A 20,660-nucleotide genomic window follows, 5' to 3' on the forward strand; every position below is an offset into this window, starting at 1 on the left:
GACGGCCGGGCTCCGGCACATCCAGCGGCACATCCAGCCCCTCCGGCGTTTGGGGAGCGGGGTCCGGGGCGGAGCCCCAGCAGCGGCGCCGCAGACGAAACCGGGCGGCCCTCGAACATCGGGCCGGATGGCCGTAGCATCCCGGCATGCCGAATGGTCAGCACGGTCAGCAGCAGGCACATGCGCAGGCCCAGCCGCAGCCGCAGTCGCAACCCCCCGCCGGAGGCCAGTGGTACCCGCCGGAGTGGCCCGACCGCATCCGCGCGCTCGCGGACGGTTCCCTCACCCCGGTGGATCCCCGGCGCGCCGCCACCGTGATGCTGCTGCGCGACACCCCCGCCGGACCGGCCGTCCACATGCTGCGCAGGCGGGCCTCCATGGCCTTCGCCGGAGGCGCGTACGCCTATCCCGGCGGCGGGGTCGACCCCCGCGACGAGGAGCACCAGGTGGGCTGGGCCGGGCCCTCCCGGCGGGACTGGGCCGCACGGCTCGGGACGGATGCCGCCGCCGCGCAGGCCATCGTGTGCGGGGCCGTCCGCGAGACCTTCGAGGAGGCGGGCGTCCTGCTCGCCGGCGAGAGCCCGGACACCGTCGTGGGCGACACCACCGGTGACGACTGGGAGGCCGACCGGCAGGCCCTCGTCGCCCGGGAGCTGTCCTTCGCCGAGTTCCTCGACCGCCGCGGGCTGCGGCTGCGCTCCGACCTGCTCGGGGCGTGGGCGCGCTGGATCACCCCGGAGTTCGAGCCGCGCCGCTACGACACCTGGTTCTTCGTCGCCGCCCTCCCCGAGGGCCAGCGCACCCGCAACGCCTCCACCGAGGCCGACCGGACCGTCTGGATCCGCCCGGCCGACGCCGCCGACGGCTACGACAAGGGCGAGCTGCTGATGATGCCGCCCACCATCGCCACGCTGCGCTCCCTGGAGCCGTACGGCAGCGCCGCCGAGGCCCTGGCCGGGGCCGCGGCGCAGGACCTCACCCCGGTCCTGGCCCAGGCCACGCTGGAGGACGGCGAGCTGGTGCTCAGCTGGCCGGGCCACGACGAGTTCACCAAGCGCGTCCGCCCCGGAGGCCCCGCATGACCGACGCCGCCGCACTGCCCGGACAGCCCCGGGGGGTGGTCACCTCCGGGCCGGCCACCGCCCGCGCGGTCAACGTGCTGGCCCCCAACGCCTCCCCCATGACCCTGGACGGCACCAACACCTGGCTCCTGTCCGAGCCCGGCTCCGACCTGGCCGTGGTCGTCGACCCCGGCCCGCTGGACGACGTACACCTGCGCGCCGTCATCGCGGCCGCCGAGCACGCGGGCAAGCGGATCGCCCTCACCCTGCTCACCCACGGCCACCCGGACCACGCCGAGGGCGCCGGCCGGTTCGCCGAGCTCACCGGCACCAAGGTGCGGGCCCTGGACCCGGCTCTGCGCCTCGGCGACGAGGGACTGGCCGCCGGGGACGTGATCCGCACCGGCGGGCTGGAGCTGCGCGTCGTCCCGACCCCGGGCCACACCTCCGACTCGCTCTGCTTCCACCTCCCCGCCGACCGGGCCGTCCTCACCGGCGACACGATCCTGGGCCGGGGCACGACCGTCGTGGCGCATCCCGACGGCCGCCTGGGCGACTACCTGGACTCCCTGCGCCGCCTGCGCTCGCTCACCGTCGACGACGGGGTGCACACCGTCCTGCCGGGCCACGGGCCGGTCCTGGAGGACGCCCAGGGCGCCGTCGAGTTCTACCTGGCCCACCGCGCGCACCGCCTCGCGCAGGTCGAGACGGCGGTCGAGAACGGCTTCGTCACCCCCGAGGCGGTGGTCGCCCAGGTCTACGCGGACGTGGACCGCTCCCTGTGGCCGGCCGCGGAATGGTCCGTACGGGCGCAGCTCGAGTACCTTCAAGATCACGGACTGATTCCCGGGGGACCCGAATGACCACGCTCTTCCTACTGCTCGCACTCATCGCCACGGCCGGCTGGATCACCTCCACGGTGTCCCTGCGGATGAAGGCCCTGGAGACCAGGGCGGACCGCCTGGAGCGGCGCCTGGGCCTGGTGCTGGAGCACTTCGGCATCGAGGAGCCGGAGCACCCCGTGACGGACGCCGTACGGGCCCTCCTGCGCGACGGGCGCAAGATCGAGGCCATCAAGGTCTACCGGCAGGGCACCGGCGCGGGCCTCGCGGAGGCCAAGCAGGCCGTGGAGGCCATCGCGGTCACCGAAGCCGTCTAGGGCCTCCAGGGCCTCCAGGACGTCCGGGCCCGTCCGGGCCGCCCCAGGACGGCCCAGGAAGGGCCCAAGGGCCTACGAGGACTCCGGGCGCGGCCTCTTCACGCCGTGCCGGGCCGCGTACTCCCGCGCCAGCCACGGACCCAGGTCCTCGGTGTACGCGCGCAGCACCTCCGGGTCGGCGACCGGGTCCAGGGCCACGGCGGCAGCGTCCCGCAGCTGCGCGGCGCGCTGCGGGTAGTACCGGCCGAAGATCTCGGCGGATTCGGCGAGATCGCTGGTCCAGCCGCCCCAGAGCGGCATCACCAGCGTGAACCCGGTGCGCACCAGGCGCCGAGCGAAGGCCCGGCTCAGCGCGCGGTACTCCTCCGGCGTCGACGCCTCCCGCACCCTGGCCCGCCAGCGGGGGAGCAGGACGGCCAGGTCCCCGTTGGTCTCGCGGGCGAGCAGGCTGTCGGGACGGTAGCGCGGCAGGTGCTCGGCCAGGTCCGCGCCGAGCAGCGGGGTGCACAGACAGGCCAGGAACCAGCCGAAGTCGTACCGCTCCTCCTCGCTGAGCACGGTGGCCTTGTCGTGGAGCAGGATCCCGACTCCGTCGACCTCCGGGAAGTCCTCGTCGAGCCCGCGCGCCAGTACCTCGGCGGTGTCCCGGTCCTCACCGGAGGGCTCGCGGTGCAGCACGACCACCAGGTCGAGGTCGGACCGCCCCGGCCGCGCCGTCCCGCGCGGCACGGACCCGTACAGGTACGCGCTGTGCAGCCGCTGCCCGTACGCCTCGCCGATCCGCCCCCGCGCGGCGGCCACGAGGCCCCTGAACTCCCCCTGCACCCGCCCGAGGGACCCCTCCCGCTCGAAGTACCCGTCGGCGTCCAGGCCTCTGCGCTCCATGCCCCCACTGTGCACGCCTCAGCCCGAATCCAGCCTCGCCTAGGCCAAATCCAGCCCCGCCGGCGTTTGAGGCGCGGGGGTCCGGGGGGCGGAGCCCCCGCAACGGTGCCGCACCCGAATACGCGAAGGGGCCCCGCCCGAGGTACAGGCAGGGCCCTCAACAGCCAGGACCAGCGTCAGCGAGACCGCTTCGCGAGGCGCTCCACGTCCAGCAGGATCACCGCGCGAGCCTCCAGGCGGAGCCAGCCGCGGCCCGCGAAGTCGGCCAGGGCCTTGTTCACGGTCTCGCGGGAGGCGCCGACGAGCTGCGCGAGCTCCTCCTGCGTCAGGTCGTGCACCACGTGGATGCCCTCCTCCGACTGCACGCCGAACCGGCGCGACAGGTCGAGGAGCGCCCGCGCCACACGGCCGGGAACGTCGGAGAAGACCAGGTCGGACATCTGGTCGTTGGTCTTGCGCAGGCGCCGGGCGACGGCGCGCAGCAGCGCGGTCGCGACCTCGGGCCGGGCGTTCAGCCACGGCTGGAGGTCACCGTGCCCGAGGCCGAGGAGCTTGACCTCGGTCAGGGCGGTGGCGGTGGCGGTGCGCGGGCCCGGGTCGAAGAGCGACAGCTCGCCGATCAGCTCGCCGGGGCCGAGGACGGCCAGCATGTTCTCGCGGCCGTCGGGGGAGGTGCGGTGCAGCTTCACCTTGCCCTCGGTCACCACGTACAGCCGGTCGCCGGGGTCGCCCTCGTGGAACAGGGCGTCACCGCGTGCGAGGGTCACCTCGCCCATGGAGGCGCGGAGCTCCGCGGCCTGCTCGTCATCGAGCGCCGCGAAGAGCGGGGCGCGCCGCAGAACGTCGTCCACGAGTCTCTCTCCTATGTCGACCAGCTCAGGGGACCGTGCTCCCCATTTTGCCGGACGGCTCAAACAGTGCGATCAATCACAAGGATGCCGGACGTACGGGTGTGCTGTGCGGCGAGAGGCCAATCGGAGTGGTGTTACCTGAGGTCCGGGCGGGTGTCAGCGCCCGGCCTTAGGCTGGCCGGGTGTCCAATAAGCCGGTGAGAGCACAGGCCAAGGGGTCCGCGGGAGTGACGGCACCCCCCGATTCAGCCGTGGGCGAACAAGCCCCCGTGGAGGTGCCCGCGAAGGCCCCGCCCCGCTCCGAGGGCAAAGCTTCGGCCAAGAAACCGAAGGTGCCGCAGCCGGAATCACGCCTGGCCATGGTGCGCAGGGCCCGCCGCATCAACCGCGAACTGGCCGAGATCTATCCGTACGCCCATCCGGAGCTCGACTTCCGCAATCCCTTCGAGCTGCTGGTCGCGACCGTGCTCTCCGCGCAGACCACCGACCTGCGCGTGAACCAGACGACCCCGGCGCTCTTCGCCGCCTACCCGACCCCCGAGGACATGGCCGCGGCCGTTCCCGAGGATCTGGAGGAGCTGATCCGGCCGACCGGGTTCTTCCGGGCGAAGTCCAGGTCCCTGCTCGGCCTCTCGCAGGCCCTGCGGGACAGGTTCGGCGGCGAGGTGCCGGGCCGCATCGAGGACCTGGTCACCCTGCCCGGAGTGGGCCGCAAGACGGCGAACGTGGTCCTCGGCAATGCCTTCGGTGTCCCGGGCATCACCGTGGACACGCATTTCGGCCGGCTGGTCCGCCGGTGGAAGTGGACCGAGCAGGAGGACCCGGAGAAGGTCGAGGCGGAGATCTGCGCGATCTTCCCCAAGAGCGAGTGGACGATGCTCTCGCACCGCGTCGTCTTCCACGGCCGCCGGATCTGCCATGCGCGCAAGCCCGCGTGCGGGGTCTGCCCGATCGCCCCGCTCTGCCCTGCGTACGGGGAGGGCGAGACCGACCCGGAGAAGGCGAGGAAGCTGCTCAAGTACGAGAAGGGCGGCCAGCCCGGCCAGCGGCTGACCCCGCCCGCCGACTACCCCGGCCTCCCGGCCCAGCCGCTGGGCGGCCCGCAGGCGCGGCCGTAGGAACGAATCGGTACCCGGACCGCGTTTGCGGTGTGGGGGAACACGGACAGGGGTGCCTATGACTGGGGCGACACAGAACCGACCGGTGGCGGAAGCCGGAGCGCACGACGCGGCTCCGCACGAGGCCGGCCCGCACCGCGCCGGCCCGCGGGGCGCCGGGGCTCATGGCGCCGACGCGCCCGGCGCCGGCCCGCGTACGGAGCCCCGCGCGGGCACGGGCGGCAGCACCGCCCTCAGCACGCGGGGCCTGCCCGAGTGGCTCGACCCGGTCGTGGAGGCCGCGCGTACCGTCCGCCCGAACCAGCTCAGCCGCTTCCTGCCGCCCGAGGACGGCCGCGGGCGGCAGTCCGCCGTGCTCATCCTCTTCGGCGAGGGCCCCCGTGGCCCCGAGCTGCTGCTGATGGAGCGGGCCGGGAGCCTGCGCTCGCACGCCGGCCAGCCCTCCTTCCCCGGCGGCGCCCTCGACCCCGAGGACGGCGACCCGCACACCACCGGCCCGCTGCGCGCCGCCCTGCGCGAGGCCGAGGAGGAGACCGGGCTGGACCCCGCCGGGGTGCAGCTCTTCGGGGTGCTGCCCCGCCTCTACATCCCGGTCAGCGAGTTCGTCGTGACCCCGGTCCTCGGCTGGTGGCGGGCCCCCAGCCCGGTCGGCGCCGTGGACCCGGCCGAGACCGCCCGGGTGTTCACGGTGCCCGTGGCCGATCTCACGGATCCCGGGCACCGTGTCACCGCGGTCCACCCGAGCGGCCACCACGGCCCCGCTTTCACCGTCGAATCGGCCCTGGTCTGGGGTTTCACCGCCGGGGTCATCGACCGTCTGCTGCACTTCGCGGGCTGGGAGGTCCCGTGGGACCGCTCACGTCAGGTCCCGCTCGACTGGCGCTCGTGAGACGGTGACCCACGTGAACGTGCTGGACATCTTGTTGCTGCTCGCCGCCGTGTGGTTCGCGATCATCGGCTACCGCCAGGGCTTCGTCGTCGGCATCCTGTCGGTGATCGGCTTCCTCGGCGGCGGCCTCATCGCCGTGTCCCTGATCCCGCCGATCTGGGACCGGGTGACGGACAACGGGAAGCAGGCGTCCTCCACGGTCGTCGTCATCGCCGTCGTCGTGATCATCATCTGCGCCTCGATCGGGCAGGCCCTGACCACCCACCTCGGCAGCAAACTCCGCCGCCAGATCACCGGGTCCCCGGCGCGCGCCCTCGACGCGACCGGCGGGGCCCTGGTCAACGTGGTCGCGATGCTGCTGGTGGCGTGGCTGATCGGTTCCATGCTCGCCTGGACCTCGCTGCCCACGCTGGGCAAGGAGGTCCGCAACTCCAAGGTGCTGCTCGGCGTGTCGCGGGTACTGCCCGACCAGGCCAACACCTGGTTCTCGGACTTCAGTTCCACGCTCGCCCGCAACGGCTTCCCCCCGGTCTTCAACCCGTTCTCCAACGAGCCCATCACCGAGGTGAGGGCGCCCGATCCGGCGCTGGCCAGCAGCCCGGTCAGCGATCAGGCCAAGCGCTCGATCGTGAAGGTCGTCGGCACCGCGCCCAGTTGCAGCAAGGTGCTGGAGGGCACCGGCTTCGTCTTCGCGCCGGGCAAGGTCATGACCAACGCGCACGTCGTGGGCGGGGTCGGCGAGCCGACCGTACAGATCGGCGGCGAGGGCAAGCTGTACGACGGCAAGGTCGTGCTCTACGACTGGGAGCGCGACATCGCCGTCCTGGACGTGCCCAACCTGAAGGCGCAGCCGCTGGAGTTCGCCGAGAAGGACGCGACGAGCGGCAGCGACGCGATCGTCGCCGGCTTCCCCGAGAACGGTGCGTACGACGTCCGCGCGGCCCGCGTGCGCGGCCGGATCAACGCCAACGGCCCGGACATCTACCACCGGGGCACCGTCCGACGGGACGTCTACTCGCTGTACGCGACGGTCCGCCAGGGCAACTCCGGCGGTCCGCTGCTGACGCCCGACGGCAAGGTCTACGGGGTCGTCTTCGCCAAGTCCCTCGACGACCCGAACACGGGGTACGTGCTGACGGTCGACGAGATCCGCGACGACATCCGGATCGGGAGGACCGCCGACCGCCGGGTCGACAGCCAGGGCTGCGCCCTCTGAGCCGTACGGGCACGGGGGCCCGTACGGCGGGGAGGTCGGTTTTCGTGCGGTCTACGTCCGTGGATGGCGCAGGCGTGCCGAGACCCAGCGGGCCCGGCGGCGCAGGATACGGGGGATCCCGAGTCGGGGGTCATGGCCGTGGCGGCCCGCCCTCTCGTGGGTGCCCGGGTCAGCCGCCGGGCGGTGTTCGTGTGCGGTGTCACCGTAGTCGTGCGTCCAGCTCATACTCCGAGCTGTGCCCGGGCCCCAAGGTCGGTAACCCCGTCCAGGGCGGCCAATTGGCCTATGCGCCAGGCAATTGAACGCTTGTAGGACAAGCGAGCGGACGTGCCTGGCGGACCGTCAGCGGTCCGGCTCGGGATCCTTCAGCCAGTTGACCAGCTCGGTCGAGAAGGCCGCCGGGTCCTCCTCGTGCGGGAAGTGCCCGAGACCGTCGAACAGCCGCCAGCGGTACGGGGCTTCGACGTACTCCCCGGAGCCGGCCGCGCTGCGCGTACGCATCACCGGGTCGAGCGAGCCGTGCAGGTGCAGCGTCGGCACCCGCACCGGCCGCTTCATCCGCCGGTTGAACTGGAGCCCGTCCGGCCGCGCGATGGACCGCATCATCCAGCGGTACGGCTCGACCGAGCAGTGCGCCGTGGACGGGATGCACATCGCCCGCTGGTACACCGTCAGGTCCTCGTCCTCGGGCAGCCGCGGCCCGGACCAGTCCCGGATCAGCTGCCCCACGAGCGCCCCGTCGTCGGCGACGAGCTGCCGCTCCGGGACGAACGGCCGCTGGAAGCCCCAGATGTGCGAACTCGCCCGCGTCTGGCCGAAGTCCGACAGCATCGCCGAGCGCCAGCGGCGCGGGTGCGGCATGGACGAGACCACGAGCCGGCGCACCAGCTTGGGCCGCATCACGGCCGCCGTCCACGCGAGGTACCCGCCGAGGTCGTGCCCGACGAGGGCGGCGTCCGGCTCGCCGAGGGACCGGATGACCCCGGTGACGTCCAGGGCCAGGTTGGCGGGGTCGTAGCCGCGCGGGGTGCGGTCGCTGCCGCCCACACCGCGCAGGTCCATCGCGACCGCCCGGTACCCGGCGTCGGCGAGCGCGGTCAGCTGGTGCCGCCACGTCCACCAGAACTGCGGGAAACCGTGCAGGAGCAGCACCAGCGGCCCGTCACCGACCTCGGCCACGTGGAACCGGGCGCCGTTGGCCGCGACATCGCGGTGCGTCACCGCCCGGCCGCCGGGGAGGTCGAGCCGTACCGCCGTGGCGGCGGTGGGGGGAGTGCCGGGATCCGGGGTGGACGCTGTCATGAGGACGAGCGTGCCACACCCACAGCCTTGTCACTCACCGGCCGCGGGTGCGGCTTGACGGTTCCGACGACGGCCGCGGTCTGCTTGACGGAGGCGATGGACCTCTCCGGCGGCTTGACCTTCTTGAACTTCTTCACCGCGAGCAGCGCCAGCAGGCCTGCGAGCAGCAGGAACGCCGAGCCGACGATGAGGAAGGACCAGGCGAGCCCGAGCCCGAGGTTGTGGATCCCGTAGGCCGCGGCGAAGCTCAGCACCGGCAGGGAGAAGAGGGCGAACACTCCTGCGACGGTGATGGCGGCGCCGCCGATGCCCGCGCGCTTGACGTCCTGGCGGATCTCCGCCTTGGCGAGGGCGATCTCGTCGTGCACCAGGGCGGACATCTCGGCGGTGGCCGAGGCGACCAGTTGGCCGAGTGTGCGCTCGGCTCCCTGCGCCTCTTGGTCCACTGCGCTCATCGCTCTCTCCCTCTGTCGTCGGCTGTCGACTGCTGTGGTCCGCCGTCGGCGGCTGTCCCGCGTCGTCAGTCAGATCATGCCGGACTGCCGGCCTCACTGCTGGACCCGGCCGCCGCTTCGGCCTTGCGGCGGTGCTCTGCGGCCCTGTCCTCGTAGATCTTCGCCATCCGGAGGTGGTAATCCGGGTTGTGCTCCTCGTAGATGTCCGGGATGCCGTCGAGGTCCTCGTCCCGCTCCTCGGCGTCGGTGAGCGCCCGGTACGTGCGGTTGCGGAGCTTGAGCATGATTCCCGCGACCACGGCGGCGATGAGGGAGCCGATCAGGACGGCCGCCTTGACCTCGTCGGTGAGGACCGCGTCTCCGGCGAAGGCGAGCTCGCCGATCAGGAGGGAGACGGTGAAGCCGATGCCCGCGAGCGTGGCCACGGCGAGTACGTCGGGCCAGGCGAGGTCCTCGTTGAGCTCGGCCTTGGTGAAGCGGGCGGCCAGCCAGGTGCCGCCGAAGATGCCCACCGTCTTGCCGACGACCAGGCCGAGGACCACGCCGAGGGTCTCGGGGCGGGTGAAGACCTGGGCGAGGGCCTCGTCGGAGAGGGAGACCCCGGCGGCGAAGAGGGCGAAGAAGGGCACGGCCAGGCCGGCGGAAACGGGCCGGACCAGGTGCTCGATGTGCTCGCCGGGGGAGTGCTCCTCGCCCTCCTTGCGGGAGCAGCGCAGCATCAGGCCCATGGCGACGCCGGCGATGGTGGAGTGGACCCCGCTGTTGTACATCAGGCCCCAGATGACCAGGGCGAGCGGGAGGTAGACGTACCAGCCGCGGACGTTCTTGCGCAGCAGGAACCAGAAGAGCATCAGGCCCACGACGGCGCCGCCGAGCGCCAGGAAGTCGATCTCGCTGGTGAAGAACACCGCGATGATCAGGATCGCGAAGAGGTCGTCGACTACGGCGAGGGTCAGCAGGAAGGCGCGCAGCGCGGAGGGCAGCGAGGTGCCGATGACCGCGAGGACGGCGAGTGCGAAGGCGATGTCGGTGGCGGTCGGGACCGCCCAGCCGTCCATCGAGCCGCTGCCGAGGGTGTTGACGAGTACGTAGACCAGCGCGGGTACGGCCATGCCGCAGAGCGCGGCGATCACCGGGAGGGCTGCGGCCTTGGCGTCGCGCAGATCGCCCGCGACGAGTTCGCGCTTGAGCTCGACGCCGGCGACGAAGAAGAAGATGGCGAGCAGGCCGTCGGCCGCCCAGTGCTGGAGCGAGAGGTCCAGGCCCAGGGAGGCAGGGCCTATGTGGAAGGACCGGACGCTGTCGTAGCTGTCCGAGAGGGCCGGAATGTTCGCCCAGATCAGGGCGGCGATCGCGGCCACCAGCAGGAGCACGCCGCCCACGGTCTCGGTTCGCAGCGCGTCGGCGACGAAACGGCGCTCGGGCAGCGAGAGCCGGCCGAGCAGCTTGCGGCCCTGGTGGTCGGTGGGGGTGGGCGCGGCCACGGGGGGAACCTCCGGTTGGTCGACGGCATGACAATGCAGTTGCCGACCAGACTTCCCGGCGCACCCTGTGGTCTTTCTTTACGCTTTCAATATTTTACAGGGTGTGTGCGAGGGCGTATCCGGCGATCTTCACCATAAGCGCGAAAGGGGCATCCGGCGCGTCGCGCCGCATGCCCCTCCTCCCGCCGATCCGCGGCCCGTACGTGTCCTACGGGCCGGGGCCGGGCCGGGTGCGTCAGTCCTCGCTCCCGGCGGCCGGCAGCCTGCTCTGGATCAGCTCCATGACCGAGGAGTCGGCGAGCGTCGTGACGTCACCGACCGCGCGGTTCTCCGCCACGTCGCGCAGCAGGCGGCGCATGATCTTGCCCGAGCGGGTCTTCGGCAGCTCCTGGACCGGCAGGATCCGCTTCGGCTTGGCGATCGGGCCGAGCGTGGCGCCCACGTGGTTGCGGAGTTCCCCGACCAGCCCCTCGGTCTCGGAGGCGCTGCCGCGCAGGATGACGAAGGCAACGATGGCCTGGCCCGTGGTCTCGTCGTTGGCGCCGACCACGGCCGCCTCGGCGACCGAGGGGTGCGAGACGAGCGCCGACTCGACCTCGGTGGTCGAGATGTTGTGGCCGGAGACCAGCATGACGTCGTCCACCCGGCCGAGCAGCCAGATGTCGCCGTCCTCGTCCTTCTTGGCTCCGTCGCCCGCGAAGTACTTGCCCTCGAAGCGCGACCAGTAGGTGTCGAGGAACCGCTGGTCGTCGCCCCAGATGGTGCGCAGCATCGACGGCCACGGCTCGGTGAGGACCAGGTAGCCGCCTCCGCCGTTCGGGACCTCGTTCGCCTCGTCGTCCACGACGGTGGCGGAGATTCCGGGCAGCGCGCGCTGCGCGGAGCCGGGCTTGGTCTCGGTGACACCGGGCAGCGGGGAGATCATCATCGCGCCGGTCTCGGTCTGCCACCAGGTGTCCACGATCGGGCAGCGGTCGCCGCCGATGTGCTTGCGGTACCAGATCCAGGCCTCGGGGTTGATCGGCTCGCCGACCGAGCCCAGTACGCGCAGGCTCGACAGGTCGAACTTCGCGGGGATGTCGTCGCCCCACTTCATGAACGTGCGGATGGCCGTGGGCGCCGTGTAGAGGATGGTGACGCCGTACTTCTGAACGACCTCCCAGAACCGGCCCTGGTGCGGGGTGTCCGGCGTGCCCTCGTACATCACCTGGGTGGCGCCGTTGGCGAGCGGCCCGTAGACGATGTAGGAGTGCCCGGTCACCCAGCCGATGTCGGCGGTGCACCAGTAGACGTCGGTCTCCGGCTTCAGGTCGAAGACCGCGTGGTGGGTGTACGCGGCCTGCGTGAGGTAGCCGCCAGAGGTGTGCAGGATGCCCTTCGGCTTACCCGTGGTCCCCGAGGTGTAGAGGATGAAGAGCGGGTGCTCCGCGTCGAAGGCCTGCGGGGTGTGCTCGGCGGACTGGCGGCCGACCACGTCGTGCCACCAGACGTCGCGGCCCTCGGTGAAGGCGGTGTCCTGGCCGGTGCGGCGTACGACGAGGACGTGCTCGACCTGCGGGCACTTGGCGACGGCCTCGTCGATGGCGGGCTTGAGGGCGCTGGGCTTGCCGCGGCGGTATCCGCCGTCGGCGGTGATGACCAGCTTGGCGTCGGCGTCCTGGATGCGGGAGGCGACGGCATCGGCCGAGAAGCCGCCGAAGACCACGGAGTGCGCGGCGCCCACGCGGGCGCACGCCAGCATCGCGACGACCGCCTCGGGGATCATCGGCAGGTACACGGCGACGCGGTCGCCTGCCACGACACCCAGCTCGGTCAGGGCGTTGGCGGCCTTGGAGACCTCGTCCTTGAGCTCGGCGTAGGTGATCGCGCGGCTGTCGCCGGGCTCGCCCTCGAAGTGGAGGGCGACGCGGTCGCCGTTGCCGGCCTCGACGTGGCGGTCCACGCAGTTGTACGCGACGTTCAGCTTGCCGTCCGCGAACCACTTCGCGAAGGGCGGATTGCTCCAGTCGAGCGTCTCGGTCGGCTCGGTGGCCCAGGTCAGCCGCCGCGCCTGCTCGGCCCAGAAGCCCAGCCGGTCCGCGTCGGCCTGTGTGTACGCAGCCTGTGTCACGTTGGCGGCGGCGGCCAGATCGGCAGGCGGTGCGAACCGCCGCTCCTCCTTGAGCAGATTGGCCAGGCTCTCGTTGCTCACGACATCTCCCTTTCCCAGGGTGTCCGTTGTGTCCCCGGGCATAGCTCATCAGTCAGCGGCCCAGGTGACAAGGGGTAGCCGAGAATTGGTTTAGACCTATAGCACGTCTGGGCGCGCGTGCGGGCCACGCGAACGGCGTACGAAGGGCCCCTTCCCGCTGCAGGGTGCAGGAAGGGGCCAAACGATTGCACGGATACGGGAGGCTATCGGTTCATTGACGGCGTGTTTCAGGCGTTCTGGCCGACGCTGTCGAAGACCCGGCAGTCGAAGAAGTCCTCGCCCTCGGAGAGCAGGTACGCCTGCGCCTCACCCACGTGGAAGTACATCCCGTGCAGCTCCAGGGTGCCCTCGGCGAGGCGCCGGGCCACCGACTCGTGGGCCCGCAGGTGCTCCAGCTGCTGCACCACGTTGGTCAGGCAGAGCTGCTCCACGGCGTCCGCGGGCAGCCGGCCGGCGATCCGGGCCCAGGCGTGGTGACGGCTGCCCATCCGCTCCAGGCTGGGCAGCCCGTGCCGCAGCCAGCGGCGCAGCGGGGTCATGGGGGTCGTCGGCGAGGAGTTGAGCAGGGCCTGCATCGCCCCGCAGCCCGAGTGCCCGCAGACCGTGATGCTGTCCACCTTGAGCACGTCCACGGCGTACTCGATGGCCGCCGCGACCGAGTCGTCCGTGGACTCGGCTCCCGGCAGCGGGACGAGATTGCCGACATTGCGGACCGTGAACAGGTCGCCCGGGCCGCTGGCCGTGATCATGCTGGTCACCAGGCGGGAGTCCGCGCAGGTGAGGAAGAGCTGTGAGGGCCGCTGCCCCTCGCGCGCCAGCCGGGCCAGCTCGTCACGCACGAGCGGGGCGGTGTCCCGCTGGAACGTGCCGATTCCGTTCGCCAGCTGACCGGCTCCGCGGCTCCGGGGCGCGGGGTGTTCCGCCGCTGCCGTCGCCGCCTCTGCCGCCGTCACCGCGGAGGCCGAGGCCGAAGCCGGAGCCGGGGTCGCGGCCGTACGGGCGTGCGCGGGCCGGTGGTCGCAGTGGTTCTGCCACGGGGTCCAGGGCCGGCAGCACTGGTGTGTCCCGCGCGGGGCGGTCCGCCGGTCGGCCTCCGAGGTGCGTGCTCCGGAGCGGCCGGTGACCTCCGCCGAACCCCCGTGCGCCAGATGGGAGTCCTGCCAGTCCTGGAGGGTCTCGTACGCCGCGTGGTCCATGAACGAGCCGTCCAGCTCCACCACCGCGTGCGCGTCGTGCGGGATCTGGTTCAGCACCCGGCTCAGCCGGGGTACCGCGAGGAAGGTCAACTGGCCGCGCGCCCACACCCGGTGGACCCCGCTGTCCTGCTTCTCCAGCGTGATCCGGGTCCGGGCGAGGCGGTGCAGGGCCAGTGCGACGGCCACCGCGATGCCGATGGCGACGCCCTCCAGGACCCCGCCGAGCACCACGGCCGCGATGGTCGTGCCGTAGACCAGGACCTCGCCGTGCCGGTTGACGCTGCGCAGGTGCGTGATGCTGACCATCTGCACGCCCACGGCCATCACCAGGGCGGCCAGAGCGGCGAGCGGGATCAGGTCGAGGACCGGGACCAGCAGGCCGGCCGCGAGCAGTACCCAGAAGCCGTGGAACATCGCCGATCTGCGGCTGGTCGCACCGGCCTTGACGTTCGCCACGCTGCGGACGGCCACGCCCGTGATGGGCAGTCCGCCCAGGGCTCCCGAGACGATGTTCGCCGCGCCCTGGCCCCGCAGTTCGCGGTTGAGGTCGGCGCGCGGCGGCCGGTCGGCCGTCCTCCGCTCGGAGCCGATCAGCTTGTCGGTGGCGACCGCGGACAGCAGGGACTCGACGCTGCCGACCAGGGTGATGGTCAGTACGGCGGCGATGAGGCCGAGGAGCGGTCCCTGGGGCAGTTCGGGCAGGGCGTGGCTGCGCCAGGACGGCAGGTCCACCCGGGGCAGCGTGAGCCCGGCGAGCGTGGCGAAGGCCGTGGCCGTGGCGACGGCGGCGAGTGCGGCGGGCACCTTGCGCAGGGCGCCGCCGGCCCGTCCGGGCAGCCGGGGCCAGCCGAGCAGGACGACCAGCGTCAGCACGCTGACGCCGAGCGCGGCCGGGTGCAGGTCGGCCAACTGGCCGGGCAGCCCGACGACGTTGGCCACGGCGGAGCTCTGCGGGGTGCCGCCGAGCACGATGTGCAGCTGGGCCAGCGCGATGGTCACGCCGATGCCCGCGAGCATGCCGTGCACGATGGCCGGGCTCACCATGAGCGCCGACCGGGCGGTCCGCAGGAAGGCGAGGCCGAGCTGGCACAGCCCGGCGAGCACGGTGATGGCGCAGGTGGTGCGCCAGCCGTAGTGCTGGATCAACTCGGCGGTGACGACGGTGAGTCCGGCGGCGGGCCCGCTCACCTGGAGCGGAGCGCCGCCGAGCCGCCCGGCCACGATCCCGCCGACCGCCGCGGCGACCAGTCCCGCCTGGAGCGGTGCGCCGGTGGCGAGGGCGATGCCGAGGGAGAGCGGCAGGGCGATCAGGAAGACGGCTACGGAGGCGGAGAGATCGGCGGGGAGATCTGCTCGGGCGGATTGGTTCTTGGGGGTGGTGGGTGCGGTGGCTGTCATAAGGTCCCGTCTCCTCTGAGGAGGGATGAAGCGGCGGGAGTCTCAACACTCGGTAAATGGATGGTAATGGAGAGTAAAGAGAAGTGGTGGGCAATACGGTCAAATGGACTACGAATTAGCACGCACGAGTGAATAAGCATTTTGTCCGGCTTGTCAGATCCTCTTCACACCGCACCGCATGGGAAGTTGCGGCGCGGAAGTCCTGCGACGGAACTGCGAGGGAGAGGTGGGGCGGATGATCGCCGCCACGAAGAAGATCGCTGGTGGCCTGGTCGCCACGGCGCTGGTCCTGGGCGCCGCCGGGTGCAGCGGCTCGGAGTCCGACAGGTCCGCTGCCCAGGGCGGTGCCAAGAAGGGCGCCGCCGCACCGGAGGCCCCCGGCAGCGTGAACCGGCCCATCGGCGACGGATCGACCGCCTACACCGGCCCGCAGCCGAACGTGCAGAAGCCGCAGAAGCTGAAGCCCGGTGAAAAGCCCCCGCAGTTCGTGGTGTTCTCGTGGGACGGGGCCGGCGAGGACAGCCAGAAGCTCTTCTCGCACTTCCGCGAGGTCGGCAAGAAGTACAACGCCCGGATGACGTACTTCCTGAGCGGCGTGTACATGCTCCCGGAGGAGAAACGTTCCCTCTACACCGCCCCGCAGCACGAGCCCGGCCGCTCGGACATCGGCTTCGGCGACCTCCAGGGCATCAAGGACACCGCCACCCAGGTGCGCGCGGCCTGGCTGGAGGGCAACGAGATCGGCACCCACTTCAACGGCCACTTCTGCGGCCCCGACGGCGGCGTCGGCACCTGGTCCGTGGACGAGTGGAAGAGCGAGATCAGCCAGGCCAAGTCCTTCGTCAAGAACTGGAAGACCAACGCGGGCCTGAAGGACATGCAGGCGCTCCCCTTCGACTACGACAAGGAGCTCGTCGGGGCCCGCACCCCCTGCCTCGAAGGCCAGAAGAACTTCATGCTGGCGGCCAAGGACCTGGGCTTCCGCTACGACTCCAGCGGCATCAGCAAGCAGATCTGGCCCAAGAAGACGGACGGGCTCTGGGACATCCCGCTGCAGCTGGTGCCCGTGCCGGGCCGCGCCTTCGAGACCCTGAGCATGGACTACAACTTCATGACGAACCAGTCCGGAACGACCTCGCAGGGCGACCCCTCGCAGCACGCGTACTGGGGCGACCAGATGCGCGACGGCCTGCGCCAGGCCTTCGACCGCGTCTACCAGGGCAACCGGGCGCCGCTGATCATCGGTAACCACTTCGAGTCCTGGAACGGCGGCACCTACATGCGCGCCGTCGAGGAGTCCATCAAGACCATGTGCACCCAGAAGGAGGTGCGCTGCGTACCGTTCCGCGAGCTGGCGGACTGGCTGGACGCCCAGGACCCCAAGACCGTGGAGTGGATGCGCACCCTCGACGTCGGCGAGGCGCCGAAGGACGGCTGGGCGAAGTTCCTGACGGCGGGGCCGCCGCCGAAGCCCGCGGCCCCCGCGGACTCCGCCGAGGTCAAGCAGGCTGAGGAGCCGGCTGATGAGGGTGCGGACGAGGGCTGACGAGCTCCCCCGGCTCTCCGGGCTCCGGCCTCCTGGGCTCCATGAGCTCGCCGGGCCGCTCCTGCCCGCCTGGCTCGTCCCGTTCGCCTCGCTCCCCTGCGTCCCCTCGTCCACCGAGCCCCTCGTGCAGGACGAAACCGGGGTCGACCTGGTCCGCCAGGTCGACCCCGGTCTTCGAGTTGCCCCAGCTCTCCGCGTTCTTGAGGTGGAAGCCCACCATCTGCTCGGTGTACCGGTCCCAGTCGCGGTGTGCGTAGGAGTCGTCGGCCGCGTCCTGGAGGGCCTGGAGGGCCAGCCGGTTGGTCGCCTCCAGCAGCTCGAAGGCGGCCGGGCGACCCTTCTCCATGGCCCGTACCCAGTCCGAGTGCCCGACGGTGACCAGCAGGTCCTCGCCCACCTCGTCCTGGAGGAACTCGATGTCCTCCGGGCCCTGCACCTTGTTGCCGATCACCTTGAGGGCGACCCCGAAGTCCCGCGCGTACTCCTTGTACTGGCGGTAGACGGAGACGCCCTTGCGGGTCGGTTCGGCGACCAGGAAGGTCACGTCGAAGCGGGTGAACATGCCCGAGGCGAAGGAGTCGGAGCCGGCCGTCATGTCGACGACGACGTACTCGTCCGGGCCGTCGACCAAGTGGTTGAGGCACAGTTCGACCGCTCCGACCTTGGAGTGGTAGCAGGCCACGCCCAGGTCCGCCTCGGTGAACGGCCCGGTGGCCATGAGCCGTACGGGCTCCCCGTCGAGCAGCAGCGTGCGCGCGCAGGCCTCGTACACCGGGTTGTCCTCGGTGACGGTCAGCAGGCGCGAGCCCGTGCCGGGCGGGGTGGTCTTGATCATCGTCTCGGCGGACGCGATGCGCGGGTTGGAACCCCGCAGGTACTCCTTGATCAGCGGCAGGTGCGCACCGAGGGCGGGCAGTGCGGCGGCCTCGTCCTCACCGAGTCCGAGCGCGGCGCCCAGGTGCTGGTTGATGTCGGCGTCCACCGCGACGACGGGGGCTTCATTGGCGGCGAGGTGGCGGATGAAGAGGGAGGACAGCGTGGTCTTGCCGCTGCCGCCCTTTCCCACGAAAGCGATCTTCATGTTCACCAAGCGTAGTGGGTCCGTTGCGCTGTGTGGTCTGGGTGAGTGAAGAAGACCACTCCAAGGAGGGGTCGGTGCTATGGGTCCGCAGTGCGTAGGCTCCCTACTTATGAGTAGCGCTTCTGACCCGTTGGCCGCCCTGACCGGGCTGCCGGGTGTCGCCGAGTCCGTGGATTCCGTACGCAAGGCCGTGGACCGGGTCTACGGACACCGGGTGATGCGCCGTCGCAGCGGGGAGATCACCTCGGAGGCCGCGCTGCGCGGCGCCCGCGGGAGCGCGGCGCTGTCCGGGGCCGACTGGGCACTGGAGGAGGTGCGCCGCCGGACCGACTTCGGCTCGGAACCGGAGGCGTTGACGGTGGGCGCTGCGCTGCGGCTGACCGCCGAGGCCGGCCAGCTGCTGAGCATCTGGCGCCAGTCGCCGCTGCGCGTCCTGGCGAGGCTGCACCTGGTGGCCTCGGGCTCCACGGCGGCCGGAGACGTGGTGGGCCGGCCCCGCCTCGCGGGCGAACCGGTGGACGAGCCCCTGGTGGACCTGCCGCTGCCGAGCGCGGAGGAAGTCGCGGGCCGGCTGGACGGCCTCTCCGGCCTGATCATCGCGGGCGGATCGGCCCCGGCGCTGGTCACGGCGGCCGTGGTGCACGGCGAACTGCTGGCCCTGCGCCCCTTCGGCACCTACAACGGCCTGGTCGCGCGGGCGGCCGAGCGGATCGTCCTGATCAACAGCGGGCTGGACCCCAAGGCGATCTGCCCGGCGGAGGTCGGCCACGCCGAACAAGGGCGCGAGGCCTATCTGGCGGCCTTCGAGGGCTACGTCTCGGGAACCCGGGAGGGGATGGCCGCCTGGATCGCCCACTGCGGCCGGGCGATCGAACTCGGTGTCCGTGAGTCGACGGCGGTCTGCGAAGCCCTGCAGCGCGGCGCGGCCTGAGTACTGCCCGGACAAAGGGTTGCGGCGACACCGTCTTGCTTTGGTGTCGCCGCTGGCACTTGCGCCCAGTTACCAAGCGTCCTCGAAAGTTGCCCATCAGGTCGGGAGCTTTGCCCGTCACCTGGTGCGCTGGCCCGTAATCGACGGGTCGACGTCGCGTGGGTGCTCGGCGTTCGTGCTTCGGTCCGTGGGCCTTACTGCGTTTTAAAGATGATCCTCTCGGATGTTCTTTGGTCTCGCGGGCCGTTAACTACTTTGTACTCCGCTTGGGAGATATGCGAAACCCCTGGCTCCACTTCTTTACTTTCGGGAGCGAGTCGGGATGAACCGGACGTCCTGAAACGTGGCAGGTCAGGGCAGTCCAGGACATCCGGGCAGGTGCGGCTCGGACGCGGATCGGGCGTGGTTCAGACGCGGACCGGGCGTGGCTCGGACGCGGATCGGGCGTGGTTCAGCGCGGCTCGGCGTTGCCAGGCCGGCCAGTTCGGGCGATCCGGGCGGGCCAGGCCGGCTGGGCCAGGCCAGCTGGGCCAGTCAGGGCGGGCCCGGGCCTGTTCGGCCCGGGCCCGACCCCGGATCGGCTCAGGCGGAGGCGGCGGCCAGCGCGCTCGCCCGGCGCCGGCTCGCGTACCAGACCAGCCCTGCGGTGGCGGCGGCAGCGCCCACGGCCGCCGCTGCGACCAGCGCCGGCCGCGCCGGCATCGACAGCCCCGGAAGCCGCTGCTTCAGCCGTACGGGCCGGTTGAAGACGAGAACCGGCCACTCCCGTGCAACGGCCTCCCGGCGCAGCGCCCGGTCCGGATTGACGGCGTGCGGGTGTCCGACCGCCTCCAGCATCGGGATGTCGGTGGCCGAGTCGCTGTACGCGTAGCACTTCGCGAGGTCGTACCCCTCGGACTCCGCGAGCTCGCGGACGGCTTCCGCCTTCGTGGGTCCGTAGGCGTAGTACTCGATCTCGCCGGTGAAGCAGCCGTCCTCGCCCACGACCATGCGGGTGGCGACGACCCGGTCCGCGCCGAGCATCTCGCCGATCGGCTCGACGACCTCCGCGCCGGAGGTCGACACGATCACCACGTCGCGGCCCGCCGTGTGGTGGGCCTCGATGAGGGACGCCGCCTCGTCGTAGATGATCGGGTCGATGAGGTCGTGCAGGGCTTCCGCGACGATCTCCCGGACCTGCTGCACGTTCCACCCCTTGCAGAGGGCGGACAGGTACTCGCGCATCCGCTCCATCTGGTCGTGGTCGGCGCCACCGGCCAGGAAGATGAACTGCGTGTACGCGGTGCGCAGCACGGCTCGCCGGTTGATGAGCCCGCCCTGGTAGAAGGACTTGCTGAACGTCAGAGTGCTCGACTTCGCAATGACCGTCTTGTCCAGGTCGAAGAAGGCTGCGGTACGAGGCAAGGAGTGCGGCAAGGGCTGATTTTCCACGACCCGAGCATATGCGCCCACCATTCGGCGTAAGGTGTGGCGCGTGGGTTTGCCTGAGAAGCCTCTCGGGTACACCATGGAAGTCACGGATCGTTCGCGACCGTGCTAACCCGGTCTGGCTCCTCCCCCCCCGAGTCGGACCGTGGGGACGACCCCCGCTCTCCCCCCCGGCGGGGGTCGTCGCATGTCCGGACGCGGTTCGCGTCCCTGCCTTCGGCCCCAAGTGTCCATTCCTACGGCCCCTTCTCTCGTGTGGGCCGTCGTGGCGAAGGCCCCTCACCCCCTTCAACTCGTGACGCTGTGTAGTTGTTCCGGAGCGCTCCGGAACTCACCTGTCAGGGTGAAGGGGATATCCACAATCGGTTGGCTGTCCACAGTTTTCGCGCAAGATCCACTTCTTATTCCTGATCGCTGCACGGTGATTCCAGCCGCGAAGTCCGCGGTGCTGGATTTGCAGTGAGAAGGG

Annotated in this window: 17 protein-coding genes; 8 read left to right on the forward strand and 9 right to left on the reverse strand. The window is 71.3% G+C overall.

The genetic code is table 11. The features are described from left to right. Positions 1-146 precede the first annotated feature (146 nt). The 3 genes from AB0D94_RS06935 to AB0D94_RS06945 are packed head-to-tail and all read left to right on the forward strand — an operon-like array spanning position 147 to position 2,220. Complete coding sequence (locus AB0D94_RS06935) at positions 147-1,082, forward strand: NUDIX hydrolase (protein WP_362046693.1); 936 nt, start codon at positions 147-149, stop codon at positions 1,080-1,082. Then, positions 1,079-1,924 (forward strand): MBL fold metallo-hydrolase, encoded by an 846-nt coding sequence (locus AB0D94_RS06940; protein ID WP_362046696.1) that lies wholly within the window; start codon positions 1,079-1,081, stop codon positions 1,922-1,924. Before AB0D94_RS06935 ends, AB0D94_RS06940 begins: the two co-directional genes overlap by 4 nt. Then, a complete protein-coding gene (locus AB0D94_RS06945; RefSeq protein ID WP_362046699.1) occupies positions 1,921-2,220 on the forward strand; it encodes a hypothetical protein in 300 nt (99 codons plus the stop codon). The genes AB0D94_RS06940 and AB0D94_RS06945 overlap by 4 nt, the downstream gene beginning before the upstream one ends. 72 nt (positions 2,221-2,292) lie before the next feature. On the opposite strand, the gene AB0D94_RS06950 is transcribed toward AB0D94_RS06945, so the two are convergent. Both AB0D94_RS06950 and AB0D94_RS06955 read right to left on the reverse strand, forming a co-directional pair. Then, entirely contained in the window at positions 2,293-3,105 is an 813-nt protein-coding gene (locus AB0D94_RS06950) for a nucleotidyltransferase domain-containing protein (RefSeq protein WP_362046702.1), read from the reverse strand. 176 nt (positions 3,106-3,281) lie between these two features. Continuing rightward, positions 3,282-3,956 (reverse strand): Crp/Fnr family transcriptional regulator, encoded by a 675-nt coding sequence (locus AB0D94_RS06955; protein WP_003981529.1) that lies wholly within the window; start codon positions 3,954-3,956, stop codon positions 3,282-3,284. 332 nt (positions 3,957-4,288) lie between these two features. Here AB0D94_RS06955 and nth point away from each other — a divergent pair, with 332 nt between their 5' ends. The 3 genes from nth to AB0D94_RS06970 all read left to right on the forward strand — a co-directional run bounded on the left by nth (position 4,289) and on the right by AB0D94_RS06970 (position 7,179). Beyond that, a complete protein-coding gene (nth, locus tag AB0D94_RS06960) occupies positions 4,289-5,074 on the forward strand; it encodes an endonuclease III (RefSeq protein WP_362047006.1) in 786 nt (261 codons plus the stop codon). Between the two features lie 247 nt (positions 5,075-5,321). Next, a complete protein-coding gene (locus AB0D94_RS06965) occupies positions 5,322-5,963 on the forward strand; it encodes a CoA pyrophosphatase (RefSeq protein ID WP_362047009.1) in 642 nt (213 codons plus the stop codon). Between the two features lie 13 nt (positions 5,964-5,976). After that, a complete protein-coding gene (locus AB0D94_RS06970; protein ID WP_362046707.1) occupies positions 5,977-7,179 on the forward strand; it encodes a MarP family serine protease in 1,203 nt (400 codons plus the stop codon). A 342-nt stretch (positions 7,180-7,521) separates the two neighbouring features. Here the strand turns inward: AB0D94_RS06970 and AB0D94_RS06975 are convergent, their stop codons facing one another. The 5 genes from AB0D94_RS06975 to AB0D94_RS06995 form a co-directional block, all read right to left on the reverse strand. After that, positions 7,522-8,481 carry an alpha/beta hydrolase gene (locus AB0D94_RS06975; RefSeq protein ID WP_362046710.1) on the reverse strand — a complete coding sequence of 320 codons (960 nt, stop codon included), beginning with the start codon at positions 8,479-8,481 and terminating at the stop codon, positions 7,522-7,524. Then, positions 8,478-8,936 (reverse strand): phage holin family protein, encoded by a 459-nt coding sequence (locus tag AB0D94_RS06980; protein ID WP_362046713.1) that lies wholly within the window; start codon positions 8,934-8,936, stop codon positions 8,478-8,480. Before AB0D94_RS06980 ends, AB0D94_RS06975 begins: the two co-directional genes overlap by 4 nt. Before the next feature lie 74 nt (positions 8,937-9,010). Then, on the reverse strand, positions 9,011-10,420 hold the full coding sequence (gene nhaA / locus AB0D94_RS06985) for a Na+/H+ antiporter NhaA (protein WP_362046716.1): 1,410 nt from the start codon (positions 10,418-10,420) through the stop codon (positions 9,011-9,013). Positions 10,421-10,655: 235 nt separating this feature from the next. Further along, on the reverse strand, positions 10,656-12,653 hold the full coding sequence (acs, locus tag AB0D94_RS06990; RefSeq protein ID WP_362046719.1) for an acetate--CoA ligase: 1,998 nt from the start codon (positions 12,651-12,653) through the stop codon (positions 10,656-10,658). Positions 12,654-12,838: 185 nt separating this feature from the next. Then, positions 12,839-15,205, reverse strand: a complete 2,367-nt coding sequence (locus AB0D94_RS06995) for a SulP family inorganic anion transporter (RefSeq protein WP_362046722.1) — start codon at positions 15,203-15,205, stop codon at positions 12,839-12,841. A gap of 235 nt (positions 15,206-15,440) precedes the next feature. Here AB0D94_RS06995 and AB0D94_RS07000 point away from each other — a divergent pair, with 235 nt between their 5' ends. Next, positions 15,441-16,751 carry a hypothetical protein gene (locus tag AB0D94_RS07000; RefSeq protein WP_362046725.1) on the forward strand — a complete coding sequence of 437 codons (1,311 nt, stop codon included), beginning with the start codon at positions 15,441-15,443 and terminating at the stop codon, positions 16,749-16,751. Here the strand turns inward: AB0D94_RS07000 and AB0D94_RS07005 are convergent. Further along, a complete protein-coding gene (locus AB0D94_RS07005; RefSeq protein ID WP_362046728.1) occupies positions 16,705-17,832 on the reverse strand; it encodes an ATP-binding protein in 1,128 nt (375 codons plus the stop codon). The genes AB0D94_RS07000 and AB0D94_RS07005 overlap by 47 nt on opposite strands. Before the next feature lie 109 nt (positions 17,833-17,941). Between AB0D94_RS07005 and AB0D94_RS07010 the strand changes: the two genes are divergently transcribed. Beyond that, on the forward strand, positions 17,942-18,763 hold the full coding sequence (locus AB0D94_RS07010; protein ID WP_362046731.1) for an oxidoreductase: 822 nt from the start codon (positions 17,942-17,944) through the stop codon (positions 18,761-18,763). 582 nt (positions 18,764-19,345) lie between these two features. Here the strand turns inward: AB0D94_RS07010 and AB0D94_RS07015 are convergent. Continuing rightward, complete coding sequence (locus AB0D94_RS07015; protein ID WP_362046734.1) at positions 19,346-20,218, reverse strand: HAD-IB family hydrolase; 873 nt, start codon at positions 20,216-20,218, stop codon at positions 19,346-19,348. Between the last annotated feature and the right edge of the window lie 442 nt (positions 20,219-20,660).

The sequence above is a fragment of the Streptomyces sp. NPDC048255 genome (assembly GCF_040652415.1).
Lineage (GTDB): Bacteria > Actinomycetota > Actinomycetes > Streptomycetales > Streptomycetaceae > Streptomyces.

Coding starts and splice junctions, on each gene's coding strand:
- AB0D94_RS06935 (WP_362046693.1), top strand. CDS start 147: ATGCCGAATGGTCAGCACGGTCAGCAGCAGGCACATGCGCAGGCCCAG.
- AB0D94_RS06950 (WP_362046702.1), bottom strand. CDS start 3,105: ATGGAGCGCAGAGGCCTGGACGCCGACGGGTACTTCGAGCGGGAGGGG.
- AB0D94_RS06995 (WP_362046722.1), bottom strand. CDS start 15,205: ATGACAGCCACCGCACCCACCACCCCCAAGAACCAATCCGCCCGAGCA.
- AB0D94_RS07000 (WP_362046725.1), top strand. CDS start 15,441: ATGATCGCCGCCACGAAGAAGATCGCTGGTGGCCTGGTCGCCACGGCG.
- acs (WP_362046719.1), bottom strand. CDS start 12,653: ATGCCCGGGGACACAACGGACACCCTGGGAAAGGGAGATGTCGTGAGC.
- AB0D94_RS07005 (WP_362046728.1), bottom strand. CDS start 17,832: ATGAAGATCGCTTTCGTGGGAAAGGGCGGCAGCGGCAAGACCACGCTG.
- AB0D94_RS06975 (WP_362046710.1), bottom strand. CDS start 8,481: ATGACAGCGTCCACCCCGGATCCCGGCACTCCCCCCACCGCCGCCACG.
- AB0D94_RS06945 (WP_362046699.1), top strand. CDS start 1,921: ATGACCACGCTCTTCCTACTGCTCGCACTCATCGCCACGGCCGGCTGG.
- AB0D94_RS06980 (WP_362046713.1), bottom strand. CDS start 8,936: ATGAGCGCAGTGGACCAAGAGGCGCAGGGAGCCGAGCGCACACTCGGC.
- AB0D94_RS07015 (WP_362046734.1), bottom strand. CDS start 20,218: ATGGTGGGCGCATATGCTCGGGTCGTGGAAAATCAGCCCTTGCCGCAC.
- AB0D94_RS06940 (WP_362046696.1), top strand. CDS start 1,079: ATGACCGACGCCGCCGCACTGCCCGGACAGCCCCGGGGGGTGGTCACC.
- AB0D94_RS07010 (WP_362046731.1), top strand. CDS start 17,942: ATGAGTAGCGCTTCTGACCCGTTGGCCGCCCTGACCGGGCTGCCGGGT.